General features: G+C 58.4%; 15 protein-coding genes. 11 read left to right on the forward strand and 4 right to left on the reverse strand.

Annotated elements, in window-relative coordinates; genetic code table 11:
• Nucleotides 1-2 precede the first annotated feature (2 nt).
• Both PKC81_RS03590 and PKC81_RS03595 read left to right on the forward strand, forming a co-directional pair.
• The gene (locus tag PKC81_RS03590; protein ID WP_324333265.1) at nt 3-1103 is read left to right on the forward strand and encodes a DUF2855 family protein; all 1101 of its coding nucleotides are present in this window, start codon (nt 3-5) and stop codon (nt 1101-1103) included.
• Nucleotides 1100-1747 (forward strand): HAD-IA family hydrolase, encoded by a 648-nt coding sequence (locus tag PKC81_RS03595; RefSeq protein ID WP_324333266.1) that lies wholly within the window; start codon nt 1100-1102, stop codon nt 1745-1747. The genes PKC81_RS03590 and PKC81_RS03595 overlap by 4 nt, the downstream gene beginning before the upstream one ends.
• A 30-nt stretch (nt 1748-1777) precedes the next feature.
• On the opposite strand, the gene PKC81_RS03600 is transcribed toward PKC81_RS03595, so the two are convergent.
• A complete protein-coding gene (locus PKC81_RS03600; RefSeq protein WP_324333267.1) occupies nt 1778-2881 on the reverse strand; it encodes a hypothetical protein in 1104 nt (367 codons plus the stop codon).
• 181 nt (nt 2882-3062) lie between these two features.
• Between PKC81_RS03600 and PKC81_RS03605 the strand changes: the two genes are divergently transcribed.
• The 6 genes from PKC81_RS03605 to PKC81_RS03630 all read left to right on the forward strand — a co-directional run bounded on the left by PKC81_RS03605 (nt 3063) and on the right by PKC81_RS03630 (nt 7700).
• Nucleotides 3063-3794, forward strand: a complete 732-nt coding sequence (locus PKC81_RS03605; protein ID WP_324333268.1) for a PAN domain-containing protein — start codon at nt 3063-3065, stop codon at nt 3792-3794.
• A gap of 95 nt (nt 3795-3889) precedes the next feature.
• Nucleotides 3890-4597 (forward strand): CoA transferase subunit A, encoded by a 708-nt coding sequence (locus PKC81_RS03610; protein WP_298601027.1) that lies wholly within the window; start codon nt 3890-3892, stop codon nt 4595-4597.
• Nucleotides 4597-5256 carry a CoA transferase subunit B gene (locus tag PKC81_RS03615; protein WP_324333269.1) on the forward strand — a complete coding sequence of 220 codons (660 nt, stop codon included), beginning with the start codon at nt 4597-4599 and terminating at the stop codon, nt 5254-5256. Before PKC81_RS03610 ends, PKC81_RS03615 begins: the two co-directional genes overlap by 1 nt.
• Nucleotides 5253-5705, forward strand: coding sequence for a hypothetical protein (locus PKC81_RS03620; RefSeq protein WP_324333270.1), 453 nt, complete (start codon nt 5253-5255; stop codon nt 5703-5705). The genes PKC81_RS03615 and PKC81_RS03620 overlap by 4 nt, the downstream gene beginning before the upstream one ends.
• Nucleotides 5706-5742: 37 nt before the next feature.
• Nucleotides 5743-6972 carry a serine hydrolase domain-containing protein gene (locus tag PKC81_RS03625; protein ID WP_324333271.1) on the forward strand — a complete coding sequence of 410 codons (1230 nt, stop codon included), beginning with the start codon at nt 5743-5745 and terminating at the stop codon, nt 6970-6972.
• Nucleotides 6973-7004: 32 nt separating this feature from the next.
• Nucleotides 7005-7700 (forward strand): glutathione S-transferase family protein, encoded by a 696-nt coding sequence (locus PKC81_RS03630; RefSeq protein WP_324333272.1) that lies wholly within the window; start codon nt 7005-7007, stop codon nt 7698-7700.
• On the opposite strand, the gene PKC81_RS03635 is transcribed toward PKC81_RS03630, so the two are convergent.
• Both PKC81_RS03635 and PKC81_RS03640 read right to left on the reverse strand, forming a co-directional pair.
• On the reverse strand, nt 7685-8551 hold the full coding sequence (locus PKC81_RS03635; protein WP_324333273.1) for a hypothetical protein: 867 nt from the start codon (nt 8549-8551) through the stop codon (nt 7685-7687). The two genes, PKC81_RS03630 and PKC81_RS03635, sit on opposite strands and share 16 nt — an antisense overlap.
• Nucleotides 8552-8564: 13 nt before the next feature.
• Nucleotides 8565-8984, reverse strand: coding sequence for an EVE domain-containing protein (locus PKC81_RS03640; protein ID WP_324333274.1), 420 nt, complete (start codon nt 8982-8984; stop codon nt 8565-8567).
• A gap of 61 nt (nt 8985-9045) precedes the next feature.
• On the opposite strand from PKC81_RS03640, the gene PKC81_RS03645 reads away from it, so the two are divergent.
• The 3 genes from PKC81_RS03645 to PKC81_RS03655 all read left to right on the forward strand — a co-directional run bounded on the left by PKC81_RS03645 (nt 9046) and on the right by PKC81_RS03655 (nt 11521).
• A complete protein-coding gene (locus PKC81_RS03645; RefSeq protein ID WP_324333275.1) occupies nt 9046-9987 on the forward strand; it encodes a 2-oxoglutarate and iron-dependent oxygenase domain-containing protein in 942 nt (313 codons plus the stop codon).
• A 74-nt stretch (nt 9988-10061) separates the two neighbouring features.
• Entirely contained in the window at nt 10062-10655 is a 594-nt protein-coding gene (locus PKC81_RS03650; protein ID WP_324333276.1) for a methyltransferase domain-containing protein, read from the forward strand.
• Nucleotides 10652-11521: a glycosyltransferase family A protein gene (locus tag PKC81_RS03655; protein ID WP_324333277.1), complete on the forward strand. Its 870-nt coding sequence runs from the start codon at nt 10652-10654 to the stop codon at nt 11519-11521. Before PKC81_RS03650 ends, PKC81_RS03655 begins: the two co-directional genes overlap by 4 nt.
• Here PKC81_RS03655 and PKC81_RS03660 read toward each other — a convergent pair.
• Entirely contained in the window at nt 11518-13032 is a 1515-nt protein-coding gene (locus PKC81_RS03660; protein WP_324333278.1) for a lipopolysaccharide biosynthesis protein, read from the reverse strand. The two genes, PKC81_RS03655 and PKC81_RS03660, sit on opposite strands and share 4 nt — an antisense overlap.
• Nucleotides 13033-13539 lie beyond the last annotated feature (507 nt).

Genomic DNA, 13539 nt, shown 5'->3' on the forward strand with positions numbered 1-13539 from the left:
TTATGAGCAGTGCAGCATGGGCCATCGACATTGATCGCGACGATGTCAGCAAAACCGAAGTCGTAACCGCTCTCACTGAAGTCGGCCCCGGCGAGATTTTGGTGCATGTCGATAGCTATGCGATGACCGCCAACAATGTGACCTATGCGGTGTTCGGCAAGCCTGCTGGCCTGTTTGGCAATGAACAGGGCTATTGGGATTTCTTCGCCGAACGCGGGGTTCCCGGGAGGCTGCCGGTGTGGGGATTCGCCACGGTGCTGGTCAGCGATGTCGAAGGCGTAGCCCCCGGCGATCGCTATTACGGCTATTACCCGATGGCGAGCCACGCGGTGCTGATGCCGGGGCATATCGGTGGCGGGAGTTTCATGGATATAACCCCGCGGCGCACGACCTTGCCGCCGATCTATAACCAGTATCAGCGGGTGGAGGCGATCCCCGATTATAAGCCCGAGCATCACGATTACTGGCCGGTTTTCCGTCCGCTGTTCCTGACCGGCTGGCTGATTGCTGACCAGTTCGAGGATGAAGGCGACTATGGTGTGGAGCAGCTGCTGATCGCCAGTGCGTCGAGCAAGACCGCCATCGGCTTGGCGCATGCGATGAAGCAGCGCAGCGAACGGCCGCGCACAATCGGCCTGACCAGCAAAGCCAATGCCTCCGGGTTGGCCGATCTTGGCATTTACGACCAAGTGGTTGCCTATGACGACATAGCTACCCTCGATGCGTCGGTGCCGTCGGCACTGGTCGATATGGCGGGTAGCGGCGATGTGACGCGCGCTGTCCACACGCATTTCGCCTATGCGCTTAAATATTCGATGATCGTCGGCAAGTCGCACTGGGACGCCGCGCCCGAAATGGGAGAACTACCCGGTCCTGTGCGCGAAGGCTTTTTCGCGCCCGGTCGCAGCCAGAAACGCATCTCCGACTGGGGTGCACGCGGCTTTGGCGAGCGTATCGCCGCCGCTTGGCTGGACTTCATGGAAGTCGCCCCTTCGATCGCCACCATCGACACACGCAGCGGCAGCGAAGGCGCGCTTGCCGCCTATCATGAAGTATTGAGCGGCGCTGCCGATCCCAAGACAGGAATCATTGTTACCCCATGAACTTTTCCCATGTGATTTTCGATTTCGGCGGGGTCATCACCTCGTCACCCTTTGAAGCGTTCAATCGGCTGGAGGCTGAGCGCGGCCTGCCCAATGATTTCATCCGCAGCGTCAACGCGATCAACCGTGACGACAATGCATGGGCGAAATTTGAACGCGCAGAAATCGACGCCAGCGGCTTCGATGCCCTGTTCGCGGCGGAGGCCGAAGCAATGGGCCATGCGCTCGACGGCGCCTCGGTGATCGCCTGTCTTGCGGGCGATGTGCGCCCTTATATGGTCACCGCGCTAGACCGGCTGAAGGCTGAAGGCTTTGGCATCGGTTGCATCACCAACAATGTGAAGGCAGGCCGTGGCGCCGCCATGGCACGCAGCGAGGATAAGGCCCTACAGGTCGAAGCTATCATGGCGCGCTTCGATCATGTCATCGAAAGCAGCAAGGCAGGCGTGCGCAAGCCCGATCCGCGCATCTACCAGATGATGTGCGAGGCATTATCGGTGTCACCCGAAACCTGTGTCTATCTCGATGACCTCGGCATCAACTGCAAACCCGCGTCCCAGTTGGGTATGCACGCGATCAAGGTAACCAGTGGCGAACAGGCGCTTGCCGATTTGGAGTCGGCGGTGGGACTGTCGCTCCGCTGAAAGAGCAGCGAGAGCCGAAACCCCAGCCTATTAGCGGGGCTTCGGTTTGGCTCGCCGGACACCATCACCTTCGCCAGCGCGCGGGCCTGTAAGTGGTGGTAGTTGCTCGGGGTGCAGCCGCGCGCCGCATTTGCTGAGCAGCATGCCGACCGGTTCGCTCTGACTGCCGTCGGAAAAATCCAGATAGGCGACCCAGAAAGCCGAATTACAAAACCTTCCTGACATGGTCAGGTTCATGATCGAACTTCCCGGTCTGGGATCGCCGGTAAATGGCAGACCCTGCGCATAAGTTTCGGGGGTGAAACGACCGGTGATTGTCAAATTCCGCGTCACCGGATCGGGCTGAATGTCGCTCAAATTGAACCCACGAAGCGCAAGACGCATCGGTCGTTTACCTTCGGGATTGGCCATGTCGATCTGGAACTTGTCCCTCGTCAACGCGTCAAGCGCGCAAGGCCGGATGACATATCGCGAAGTCGTTGGAATATCGCGGCCATCAGCCCGTATCACCAGTCCTCTCATTTCATCGCAATTGCGGCGATCTGGAAGCCGACTGTCAGGCGAATCTGCAGAGGCCGGGTTGGGGACAATCGGGGCTGTGGGAACCGCCAGCGTAGGCGGCATCGCTGCGGCGATGCCCGACCGGGTGCCCGAGAAGCTTTCTATTGGACCTGAACGGGTGCGGCCGTCGGGATATCGGCATTGCCACTGCCTGGTACCGGTAAAGCTGTTTTCGGCGGCGTTGAAGGTGACGTCGAATATCCCGTAATCATAGCTGTCATCGGCAGCGGTATATAATGTGGGTCGTGAACCGAGGCACATGCTTCCATGCGGCTTGTGATCACGGCTCGTCATGACCCAATAATTGCCTTTCCATCGCAAGTTCCGATACTCGCCCTCCATCACCACGGCAGCGCGTGGGGCGATGTCGGCACGCGGTCCTGCGCCGTTGCGCCAGTTATCGCGCGGATAGGAAGGTGAATCGGGAACGTAGATGCGCAGATCACCGGTATCGGTAGCCCAGTTTGAATCACGACCCACCTGGGCTCTTGCGCCTGACGGTGGGAACAGAGTGGTTGCGAGACCCGCGGTGACGAAAAGCACCAGATAAAAAATCGTCCGGTAAAAGGTCATCACAGGGCCTCCTGAACATCGCAGCACATCTAACTTTGGTTCCATAACCTACGCACTTGGCATCGCACCCGCCATCCCATGAACTGGGTATAGTGACCCACTCTTGGCCGCGATATTTGTCTTGCAATGGAGCTCCGTATTTCCGGTTCGGAGCAGTGCTGACCGAGCAAGGAGACGCGTCATGTTGTCGAGAATGGGTGTAGTAGGAAGCCTGCTGCTTCTTGTAATTGCAGCCTTCGCCTGGTCGGCGACCGGCAAGGATGACGCCCCCGAATTTGCCACTGCCCCCTGCACCGACAGCGAGGGCGCGAGCACAGGCTTTTTCTGCCAGCCACTGTCTGCAAAGGGCAAGCTCGTCAAAGCATGCGATGATAAGAAACCCAAGGATCTGGCTACATGCCAGTCGCAGGGCGCGCGTGCCTATTGCAGCAGGCGGGGTTATTCGCAGGTGCTGTCTTATGCTGCAGACGCAAAGGGCAATCTTGCCGAACTGGTGTGTTCGCGCCAGACCGTGACTTCGGTCGCAGCGGTTGAGGAATGGCAGCCGATGTTCAACGTCAACATCATGGGTTATGACCACCGCGAATTCGCCGTTGCCAACGCCAATGACTGGCAAAGCTGCAAGCGTGGCTGCGATGCCGATGGCAGCTGCCAAGCCTGGACTTTGGTCCCCGAACGCAAAATGTGCTATCTGAAATGGGACGGCCGGGCTGAACTGCTGCAATCGAACAATTGCTGCATCACTGGTGTTAAAGGCATGGCAAGTGCCGGCCCCGTCGCCAGCCAGAAAAAGGTCCGCACACCCGAAGAACTGCGCCGGCTGGGTCAGCGCACAAAGGGGGCTGCCGAGGATGAGGTCGGTCGCCGTGCCGAAGATGCTGTGCGTCGCGGGATCGGTGATATCCTAAACTGACGTAAGGGAAAGGGCCAGCGCGGCTCTTGCGCAGAACGGACCGAACGGTTAGGTGGCTGGGTCTCTCCCAACCCCAGCCGTAAGGTCGGTATCTCATGAAAAAACTCTATCCCGACGCAAAGGCCGCGCTTGATGGCCTGCTGCGTAACGATATGCTCATCGCCAGTGGCGGTTTTGGCCTGTGCGGTATTCCCGAACGCTTCCTTGAAGCGATCATGGACAGCGGCGTCACCGGCCTGACCTTCGCCTCGAACAATGCCGGTATCGACAATGAAGGCATCGGCAAGCTGCTGCGCACCAAGCAGGTGAAAAAAATGATCGCCTCTTATGTCGGCGAGAATAAGGAGTTTGAGCGGCAGTTCCTGTCGGGCGAACTTGAGGTTGAGTTCTGTCCGCAAGGTACGCTCGCCGAGCGCATGCGTGCAGGCGGTGCGGGCATCCCCGGTTTCTACACCAAGACCGGCGTCGGCACGCAAGTGGCCGAGGGTAAGGAAGTGAAGGTCTTCGACGGCGAGGAATATATCCTCGAACGCGGCATCTTTGCAGACCTCAGCCTGGTAAAGGCATGGAAGGCCGATGAAAGCGGCAATGTCGTTTTCCGCAAGACCGCACGCAATTTCAACGTACCAGCCGCAACCTGCGGCAAGGTCTGTGTGGTCGAGGTAGAGGAAGTGGTGCCGGTGGGCAGCCTTGATCCCGACGCCATCCATCTTCCCGGTGTCTATGTGCAGCGGATGATAATCGGCAGCCCCTATGACAAGAAGATCGAGTTCCGCACCGTTCGCGAAAGGGAGGCAGCATAATGACAACCCATGATGGCCTTTCCAAAGGATGGACCCGCGACCAGATGGCGGCGCGCGCGGCGAAAGAGTTGCAGGATGGATTTTACGTGAACCTCGGCATCGGTATCCCGACGCTGGTGGCGAACCATATCCCCGATGGCATGGACGTGACGTTGCAATCGGAAAACGGCATGCTCGGCATCGGTCCATTTCCTTATGACGATGAGGTCGACCCCGACCTGATCAATGCGGGCAAGCAGACGATCAGTGAGCTGCCGCAATCGGCCTATTTCGATAGCGCGCAGAGCTTTGCCATGATCCGTGGCGGGCATATCGACCTGACCGTGCTTGGCGCGATGGAAGTTGCCGAAAATGGCGATATCGCCAACTGGATGGTTCCCGGCAAGATGATCAAGGGCATGGGCGGCGCGATGGATCTGGTCGCAGGCGTCAAAAAGATCATCGTGGTGATGGAGCATGTCGCGAAGGACGGTTCGCCCAAATTCATCCCCGCCTGCACTCTGCCGCTGACCGGTCGTAATGTAGTCGATATGGTGATCACCGATCTTGCCGTGTTCCAGCGGCCCGATCACGCATCGCCCTTCAGGCTGATCGAACTGGCTCCGGGTGTGACGGTGGACGAAGTTGCGGCGAAAACGACGGCGCACTATTTGGCGTGAGCGGCGCTGCGTTGAATATCTGGCTTATCGCGGCAGGGCTGGGCAGTCTGGCCGCATCTGCCTTGCATCTTGCGTGCATTGTCGGCGGACCGGCTTGGTACCGCTTTTTGGGTGCAGGCGAGGGGATGGCCCGGATGGCGACGCAAGGCTCATGGGTGCCTGCTGCGATTACAATGGCTATCGCGGCAGTCCTTGCCGTCTGGGCCGCCTACGCCTTTTCGGGGGCAGGGCTGTTGACACGGCTCCCGCTGGCGCGCACCGCGCTTGTGTTGATTAGCGCTGTATTGTTGTTGCGTGCAGCCGCCTTCTTTGTGCGATCCAGCTGGCGACCTGACCTGTCCTTTGGCTTCATGCTCTGGTCGTCGCTGATCGTTCTTGCGCTCGGCCTTTGCTTTACCATTGGCACCTGGCAAGCTTGGCCCGAACTGTCCGAAAAGGCCGCGAAATGAATCCGCTTTTCAGGACGGAAAGAAGCAACAGCGGTCGATGAAACGAATTTATATTGCACTTGCCGTTGTTATCGCCCTTGCCCTCGCTGGCTGGTTCGGTACCAAAAGCCTTGATGACGGCGGGCCATTGGCAGAGGCGCCGATCATTTCGCGCCTTACCGCAGAAGACCTACCCGACACGCCTGAGGAATGGGAAGGCCGGATCGATTATCCCGCGCTGGAACAGCAACTGGCCGAACTGTCGCTGCGTCCTGAAATGGCGGGGCTCGCGGTCGCAGTTGTCGAAGATGGCAGGCTGAGCTTCGTTCGCACTTATGGCTTTGCTGACCGGTCAGTCGGCACGCAGGTGACCCCGCAGACAGTATTTCGCTGGGCCTCGGTTTCAAAGACGGCGGCCGGCGCACTCGCCGCTTCGCTCGCCGATGAAGGTGCGGTGGATCTGGATCGATCGGTTGCCAGTTGGCGCACCACTTTGCATCTGCCCGGCGGAGCCGAATCGCGCCTAACGTTCGGACAATTATTGTCCCAGCAAACGGGGCTCACCAAAAATGCCTATGACGAACGGCTGGAAGACGGACAAAATCCTGCCCGGATTCGTGCCGACCTTGTTGCTGCGCCGTTGCAATGCATTCCGGGGACCTGTCATACCTATCAGAATGTCGCATTCGACACAGCCAGCGAGATTTTGGGTCAGGCGGCCCAAAGACCTTATGCCGAGGCGGTTGTTGACCGCTTCTTTCGACCGCTAGGGATGCGCAGTGCCGATTTTGGCATGGCAGGGCTGACCAAAGCGAAGGATTGGGCGAAGCCGCATAATGGATCGGATGTCCGCCCTTTGAAGGAAGCCTATTGGCGCGTACCTGCGGCTGCCGGGATCGACAGCAATATCGTCGATTTCGCGCGCTGGATGCAGGCGATGATGGGAGAGCGGCCCAAGGTTATTTCGCCCGCAGTGCTCAAGCTGGCGCATAGCCCGCGCGTCAAAACCGGACGGCTTTATGGCGGCGACCTCAGGCAGGCGAACAGCGATGCCTATTATGGCCTCGGCTGGCGCAGTTTTTCTTACAACGGGCTACGGCTGGACGGCCATTCAGGTGCGGTTGACGGCTATCGTGCTACGATGATTTTTGAACCCGCCACCCGGACCGGTGTTGTGGCGATGTGGAACAGCAATTGGGGCTTTCCCTTTCGCATCCCGTTCGCAGTGATTGATAGCTACCACAACAAGCAGGATTCAAACTGGCTGGATACAAGCCGAATACCATAAGTGGCGGCAGGGCAACAGGAAGGCAGGAAGCCATGGGCTACACATTAATCACCGCAAACCGGAACTACTCCAGTTGGTCTTTGCGGCCGTGGTTGTTGATGAAGGGGCTGGGTCTGGAATTTGAAGACCGGCTGGAACCCTTCACCAAGCCGAGCAATTATGACGATTTCCGTTCCTTCTCCCCCACCGGCCAGGTGCCGGTGCTGCTGCATGCCAACGACACTATGACCCGGACAATTTACGACAGCATGGGCATCACGCTCTATTTGGCCGACCGGCATGAGCGCGTCTGGCCGACCGACCCCGATGCAAGGGCTTGGGCGCAATGCGCGGCATCGGAAATGCACAGCGGCTTTTCTGCGCTGCGCAATGATTGCACGATGAATGTCGGCGTGCGGGTGAAGCCAAAGCCGATGTCCGACACGCTCAAGGCCAATGTCGCGCGCATCCGCGAATTGTTTGAAGAGGGGCTGGCGCGCTTCGGTGGGCCTTATCTGGCGGGAAAGGATTTCAGCGCCGTCGATGCCTTCTTCGCCCCCGTGGCCTATCGCGTGCGGACCTATGGGCTGGATGTCGGAACTGGACAGGCTTGGGTCGACCACATCCTCGCCCATCCCGCAATGCAGGCATGGGAAGCCGCCGCACTCAAGGAAGAGTGGCGCGAGGTCGGGCATGAGGAAGAATTGCGGGCGTGCGGCGAAGTGGTGGCGGATTATCGGGTGGCCTGAGCTTTAGCCTTTACCGCTTCCGCAAACATCGCCCCTTCATCCGCCGCAAAGTGCAGGAACAGGCTGGGCTCGATGAGTTCCAGTTCCATCAGGCGGAAAGCGCCCTCGCCATCGCGGACCATATCGATGCGGGCATAAGTGAGCGGGCCGCAATCGAGCAACTTGTCGGTAGCCGCCAGAGCTGTTTCGGCGAGGGTTCTTGCATCGGCGGGTGCCTCGATGCTGCGCTCGACGCCGCCAAATTGTTCCTGCACGCGGAAGTCGCCCTCGGCAGGATGCTTGCTGATCGCGTGGCTGTAGCAGCCGCCAAAGTAAAAGAGCGAATATTCGCCATCCTCGGCAATCGCGGGAAGATAAGGCTGCACCAGCATCCGTTGCCCCACCGCTTCGGCTGGGAGCGGGTCGGACCGGCCGATCAAGAATGTGCCATCGGCCCCGCCAGAGATGGGCGGCTTTACCACAAGGCGCGGGCTTTCAAGGATTTCGCGTGCGCTTGCCAGTGCGGCGTCGCTCATCGATTCGCGAATCAAAGTCGGCACCGTAGCGACGCCTGCGGCAGACAGTTCCGCCAGATAGGTCTTGTCGCTGTTCCAGCGCAGCACCTTCGCCGGATTGGCCATTGGCAAGCCCTCGGACTCCAACCGGTCGAGCAGCGCGAACCAGCCGGGCACATCGCGCTGGTAGCCCCATGTCAGCAGCGGAAGGACAATTTCAAAGCCGGAAAGGTCGCCCGGGTCGGTCCAGGGACGAAAAGTGAGGCTCGGCCCAAGCAGCCGCTCATAATGCGCCTTGGGCAGCGACCAGTTTTCCCAATATTCGGGGGCAGGGGTGAGGATGGCGATTTTGGACATGTCGGAAAGCGGCCTAGGCCTTCTCCCCCGCCATCTGCAAAATCTCACTCCACTCTTCCGGGCGCACTTTGCCGACGGACAAGCGCGACAGCCGGACGAGGTCCATTTCGGCGAGTTTGGGGTTGGCCTTGACCGCTTTCAGCGGAACAGGGTTTTTGAGCTTGCGTACCGGCTTCACCTTCACGGCGACGAATTTGCCCTTCTCGTCGGTGGGATCGATAAAGGCGGTCTTGCTGATCTTGATGATCCCGACCACCTCGACGCCGATATTGCTGTGGTAGAAGAATGCGAGGTCGCCTTTCTTCATCGTCTTCATGTTGAGCGCGGCGGCGTGATTGCGCACGCCGTCCCAAGTGCCTTCTTTCTCGGCCACCAGATCGTCCCAACTGTATACATCGGGTTCCGATTTCATCAGCCAATATTGCTCGCTCATTTGACGCTCCTTTGATCGGCGTCAATTTCGCTGGCATGCAAATAGGTCAAGGGCTATTTGCATGGATATGAGTCAAATGCCCGATATTTCGCTGGCCAGCAGCGACACCCAAGCCATCTCCCAAGCCCTTGGCGACAGTTTCCGAACCTATGGTTTTGCCAAGGTTGTCGACCATGGGATCAATCCGCATCTTGCCAAGGAGGCTTGGCGCCTCTCGAAAGAGCTGTTTGCCCGCTCGACCGAGGAAAAGTTGCGCTGGTACGATAAGAATATCGCGGGACAGCGCGGTTACACCCCTTTCAAGACCGAGATTGCCAAAGGCGCCGACCATCATGACCTGAAGGAATTCTGGCATGTCGGGCGGACTTTGCCCGAAGGGCATCCGCTGGAAAGCGATATGCTCAAGAATATCTGGCCCGATACGGTCGATGGTTTCCGCGACGTGTTTGAGCCACTCTACGCCGAGTTTGACCGGGTCGGTGCGAAGATATTGTCCTACCTCGCCATTTATCTTGGGCTGGAAGCAGACTGGTTTGACGACAAGATCAACGTCGGCAATTCAATCCTGCGCCTGCTCCACTATCCGCCGATCGAAGGTGATACCGAAGGCTGCATCCGTGCCGGCGCGCATGAGGATATCAACCTGATCACCCTGCTTCTTGGTGCAGAGGAATCGGGCCTTCAGATCCTGCGGCCTGACGGCACCTGGATGGATGTCTCGCCGCCCGAAGGCGGGTTGTCGCTCAATGTCGGCGATATGCTCCAGCGGCTGTGCAACCATTACCTCCCCTCGACCACGCACCGGGTACGCAATCCGATGGGCGAGCGGTCGAAGTACAGCCGCTATTCGATGCCCTTTTTCCTGCATCTCAATTCGGATTATCCGATTGCGACGCTACCGCAATGCATCAGCGAAGAAAATCCGAATCGCTATCCCGAGCCGATACTGGCCGACGACTATCTGCGTGAGCGGTTGATCGAGATCGGTCTGCTGAAAGCGTGACAACAATTTACGCGCTGTAAAGGGCGGGTCTGCTATCCCGAATCCGCGTCTGCGTGGGCGCATTCGGGGTGGCAATGGACAACAGGCTCAAAAACTGGCTGGGGAAAGCTGCGGCGGCTGTCGGCTATGACAAGCAGCACATTACCCGCACCGTCGCCTATCGCGAGATTGACCGCTGGCTCGATGGCATAGGCACCGAAACGCTCGACGCCTTGGAAATCAGTGCGGGTTGGAAGTGGCGCGTGCGGCAATGGGGCAGCTTCAGCGAAATGAACTGGCCCGATCATGATATTTGCAACGAACGGCTGGACCGCCAGTTCGACATCCTCATCGCTGACAATGTGTGGGAACACCTGCTTTACCCCTATCGCGCTGCGCGTAATGTCCATGCGATGCTGCGGCCGGGGGGCTGGTTCATCAACATCACACCCTTTCTGATCCGCTTTCATCCGATCCCGACCGATTGCAGCCGCTGGACCGAGCTGGGAATGAAGCATTTTCTGGAAGAGGCGGGCTTCGATCCAGAACGGGTAGTGACTGGCAGTTGGGGCAACGCCTCGGCAGTCAAAGCCAATTTGAACCGCTGGGCGCGGACTGGCTGGAAGCGACACCTGCCCAATGATGAGCGTTTTCCCGTAACCGTCTGGGCGATGGCCCAGAAGTCATGACGTTCAAGCCGCCCATCTGCATCGCCGTGCTGGCGCACAATGAAGAGGCGCGGATTGCCGCCTGCCTCAACAGCCTGCCGTTGAACGAAGCGGATGTGGCGATCCACGTCATTGTCAACGGATCTACCGACGCGACGGCCGCCATCGCAGGCGGCGTTGCCGCTGCGGCGCGCAACGTTCGGGTGCACATATATAAAGAAGGCGGGAAGGCGCGCAGCTGGAACCGGTTCCTGTTCGATGATCTGACCGGATTTCATGAAACGCATATATTTGTCGACGGCGATGCCGAAATCACGCCCGGTTCGATTGATGCGTTGAATCTAGCGTTGCAGAAAAAGCATGGCGCCAATGCCGCTTCGGGCATGCCGATGAACGGGCGCAGGATGGCTCATTACCAAAAAGTAATGCAGCGCGAGCATGGTCTGTTCGGCGATCTTTATGCGCTTCGCGGCGATTTCCTGCGGCGGATGAAGCAAGACGGTATCCGTTTGCCGGACGATGTAATCGGTGAAGATGGCCTGATTTGTGCGATGGCCAAGACCGATCTGGCCGATGAATCGAATTGGAACGATTATCGGGTTGCCGTGTGTGCGGGCGCGGGCTTCCTCTGTGCGCCGGTCAGCACCTTATCGCCCCAAAGCTGGCGCATGCAGTATCGCCGCATGGTGAACTATAGTGTACGCCACTATCAGAATGCGATGATCAGCCGGATCATGCGCGATACCGGCCCCAAAGGGTTGCCCCGTTTGCTTTCGGACATCTACCGGCGCGAATTGCCGGGGATGGAGCCGAGAGGGCGGCCCGAACTGTTCTGGTTTGACCGGTTGGCGCTCAAACGGATGGCTCAAGCGGTCGAGCCCGGCTAGGCCGCATCGGGTTGCGCTTGCACCTTTCGGCGTACTAGCAAATTGAGAACCTCCGTCGCCGTTTCACGCGAACCAAACCAAAGCAGGGCTCCGTAAATCAATCCGCCGACTCCTGCGAGCAGCAGAAGGTGGAGCATCGGCACCAGTTGCGGCCACAGCGCCTCAACTAGATAGCGGTCGAACAACCAAACTAAAACAGCCATCGACGCCGCTGCGCACAGACCGGGTATCACGGCCCCGGCCAGCTGGCTAAGCTGAAATCCGATATGCGGTCGTGCCTGATAGATGGTGAAGGCAAGGAGTAGCGGGAACGACACCAGCCAGCCCCAGGCCAATCCTGTCGCTCCGAAACGGATGGCCGCCAGATAGACCAATGGCATGATAATTGCGCCCGCAATCGAATTGCGCATCGTCACACCCGGTAGGCCGAGTGCGTTGATCGCAGGCTGAAACAGGAACTGCAAAGTGGCCACCGGCATGGCAAGCGCAAGAATTGCGACGATTGGTGTGGCCTCCAGCCACTTCTCACCCATCAACGTGGCAACGAAGGGTGCGGCCGTCACGGCCATGCCGAAATAGAGCGGAAAGGCGACGAGCATGATGAGGCGCACGGCCTTGAGGAAACTATAGGCGAGCTTGCCCTGGTCGTGTTGGATCCGCGCATAGGCGGGGAAGGCTACCTCGTTCAGGGGCGGGATGAATTTGGTGGCGAACAGCTGTGTCAGGAATAGCGCTTCAGCATACAGCCCCAGATCATGGGTGTCGAAATGGCGGCCAGCGATAAAGATATCAGACTGGCTTTGCACGATGAAGAAGCCATGTCCGATCAAGAGCGCGGTACCGAAGGTGAAGATGTGCCCCGCGCCACGAAAGTTGAAGCTAGGCAACACCCAGAATCGGGTTGCGACCATCAGCATGACCGCGCGGCTCCAGAATATCGAGATGGGGGCGAAGACCAATGTCCACACGCCCGCCCCATTTAACGCCAGTGCCAGTGCGACCGCAGCGCCAACCAAAGAGGTCAGCAGATTGATGATCGCTGGCTTCCGGAATTCCAGATCGCGCGTCATCAGCGCTTCGGGAAGAATCAGGAAGGGCGTCGACAGATAGATCAGCGACTGCCAGCGCAGCATCTCTGCCACGACCGGCTCCCTATAATAGGCAGCGGCCAGCGGGGCGGCGATGAAGAGTTGGATGAGTGCCAATCCGACATTGAGGAGAATCAGCATGCCAAAAGCCTGCCTGATTCGGATCGGTTCGACTGATTCGGATTGGATCAGCGCGCTGACAAAGCCATATCCGTTGAGGAAATTGAGGAAAACGAGCACGACCGAGGTCATTGCGAACAGGCCATAGTCGCTGGGATCGAGGATTCGGATGACAGCGAGAGTCGCGCCCCAGCTGACGATCTGCGAGATGATTTGGGTCCCGGAACGCCAGAAAACCGCGCGTTTCACGCGGTTTCCAAAGTCTTCTCCTTCCGGCGGTGTGATTGTCTGCGCATCGCTCATGAAGGTACCAACTATCGATAATTGCTTACAAAAACGTGGTTTTCCGGGGTTCCGCAAAAATTTTGAAATAAAATTGCAAAAACCCTGTTGACCGAATCGTAGGACCCCTTTAGAGGCCCCTTCACCGGACGGGAAGCAAACGCTTCTGCGGTCTGGTCGCCAACATAGCAGGACACTCCCTCCTCCGGTAGGAATATCGGGGAACGTTGAGTGTCCGGTTTTTTGTCGGTCGGCTCTTTGACATTGTGATGTTTGATGAAGGGACATGTGGGCGGCGGCCCCGGTTTCTGCGGCTTCAAGGCGCAGAGTGATCGGGTTACCAAATACGCCGACTGCACATATGTCCTTTACGCATATCCATATATAGTAATTGACTATTGTGCAGCCCGGATCCTTGGATTTGGTCGTGCCAGTCGGTATTCCAACCGGTTGACATGATTATAAATCAAACTTGAGAGTTTGATCCTGGCTCAGAACGAACGCTGGCGGCATGCTTAACACATGCAA

This window comes from Sphingorhabdus sp. (assembly GCF_035329025.1).
Lineage (GTDB): Bacteria > Pseudomonadota > Alphaproteobacteria > Sphingomonadales > Sphingomonadaceae > Sphingorhabdus_B.

Excerpts from the sequence above, each read along its gene's own strand:
- PKC81_RS03590 (WP_324333265.1), top strand. The coding sequence starts at position 3 with ATGAGCAGTGCAGCATGGGCCATCGACATTGATCGCGACGATGTCAGC.
- PKC81_RS03595 (WP_324333266.1), top strand. The coding sequence starts at position 1,100 with ATGAACTTTTCCCATGTGATTTTCGATTTCGGCGGGGTCATCACCTCG.
- PKC81_RS03600 (WP_324333267.1), bottom strand. The coding sequence starts at position 2,881 with ATGACCTTTTACCGGACGATTTTTTATCTGGTGCTTTTCGTCACCGCG.
- PKC81_RS03605 (WP_324333268.1), top strand. The coding sequence starts at position 3,063 with ATGTTGTCGAGAATGGGTGTAGTAGGAAGCCTGCTGCTTCTTGTAATT.
- PKC81_RS03610 (WP_298601027.1), top strand. The coding sequence starts at position 3,890 with ATGAAAAAACTCTATCCCGACGCAAAGGCCGCGCTTGATGGCCTGCTG.
- PKC81_RS03615 (WP_324333269.1), top strand. The coding sequence starts at position 4,597 with ATGACAACCCATGATGGCCTTTCCAAAGGATGGACCCGCGACCAGATG.
- PKC81_RS03625 (WP_324333271.1), top strand. The coding sequence starts at position 5,743 with ATGAAACGAATTTATATTGCACTTGCCGTTGTTATCGCCCTTGCCCTC.
- PKC81_RS03630 (WP_324333272.1), top strand. The coding sequence starts at position 7,005 with ATGGGCTACACATTAATCACCGCAAACCGGAACTACTCCAGTTGGTCT.
- PKC81_RS03635 (WP_324333273.1), bottom strand. The coding sequence starts at position 8,551 with ATGTCCAAAATCGCCATCCTCACCCCTGCCCCCGAATATTGGGAAAAC.
- PKC81_RS03640 (WP_324333274.1), bottom strand. The coding sequence starts at position 8,984 with ATGAGCGAGCAATATTGGCTGATGAAATCGGAACCCGATGTATACAGT.
- PKC81_RS03645 (WP_324333275.1), top strand. The coding sequence starts at position 9,046 with ATGGATATGAGTCAAATGCCCGATATTTCGCTGGCCAGCAGCGACACC.
- PKC81_RS03650 (WP_324333276.1), top strand. The coding sequence starts at position 10,062 with ATGGACAACAGGCTCAAAAACTGGCTGGGGAAAGCTGCGGCGGCTGTC.
- PKC81_RS03655 (WP_324333277.1), top strand. The coding sequence starts at position 10,652 with ATGACGTTCAAGCCGCCCATCTGCATCGCCGTGCTGGCGCACAATGAA.
- PKC81_RS03660 (WP_324333278.1), bottom strand. The coding sequence starts at position 13,032 with ATGAGCGATGCGCAGACAATCACACCGCCGGAAGGAGAAGACTTTGGA.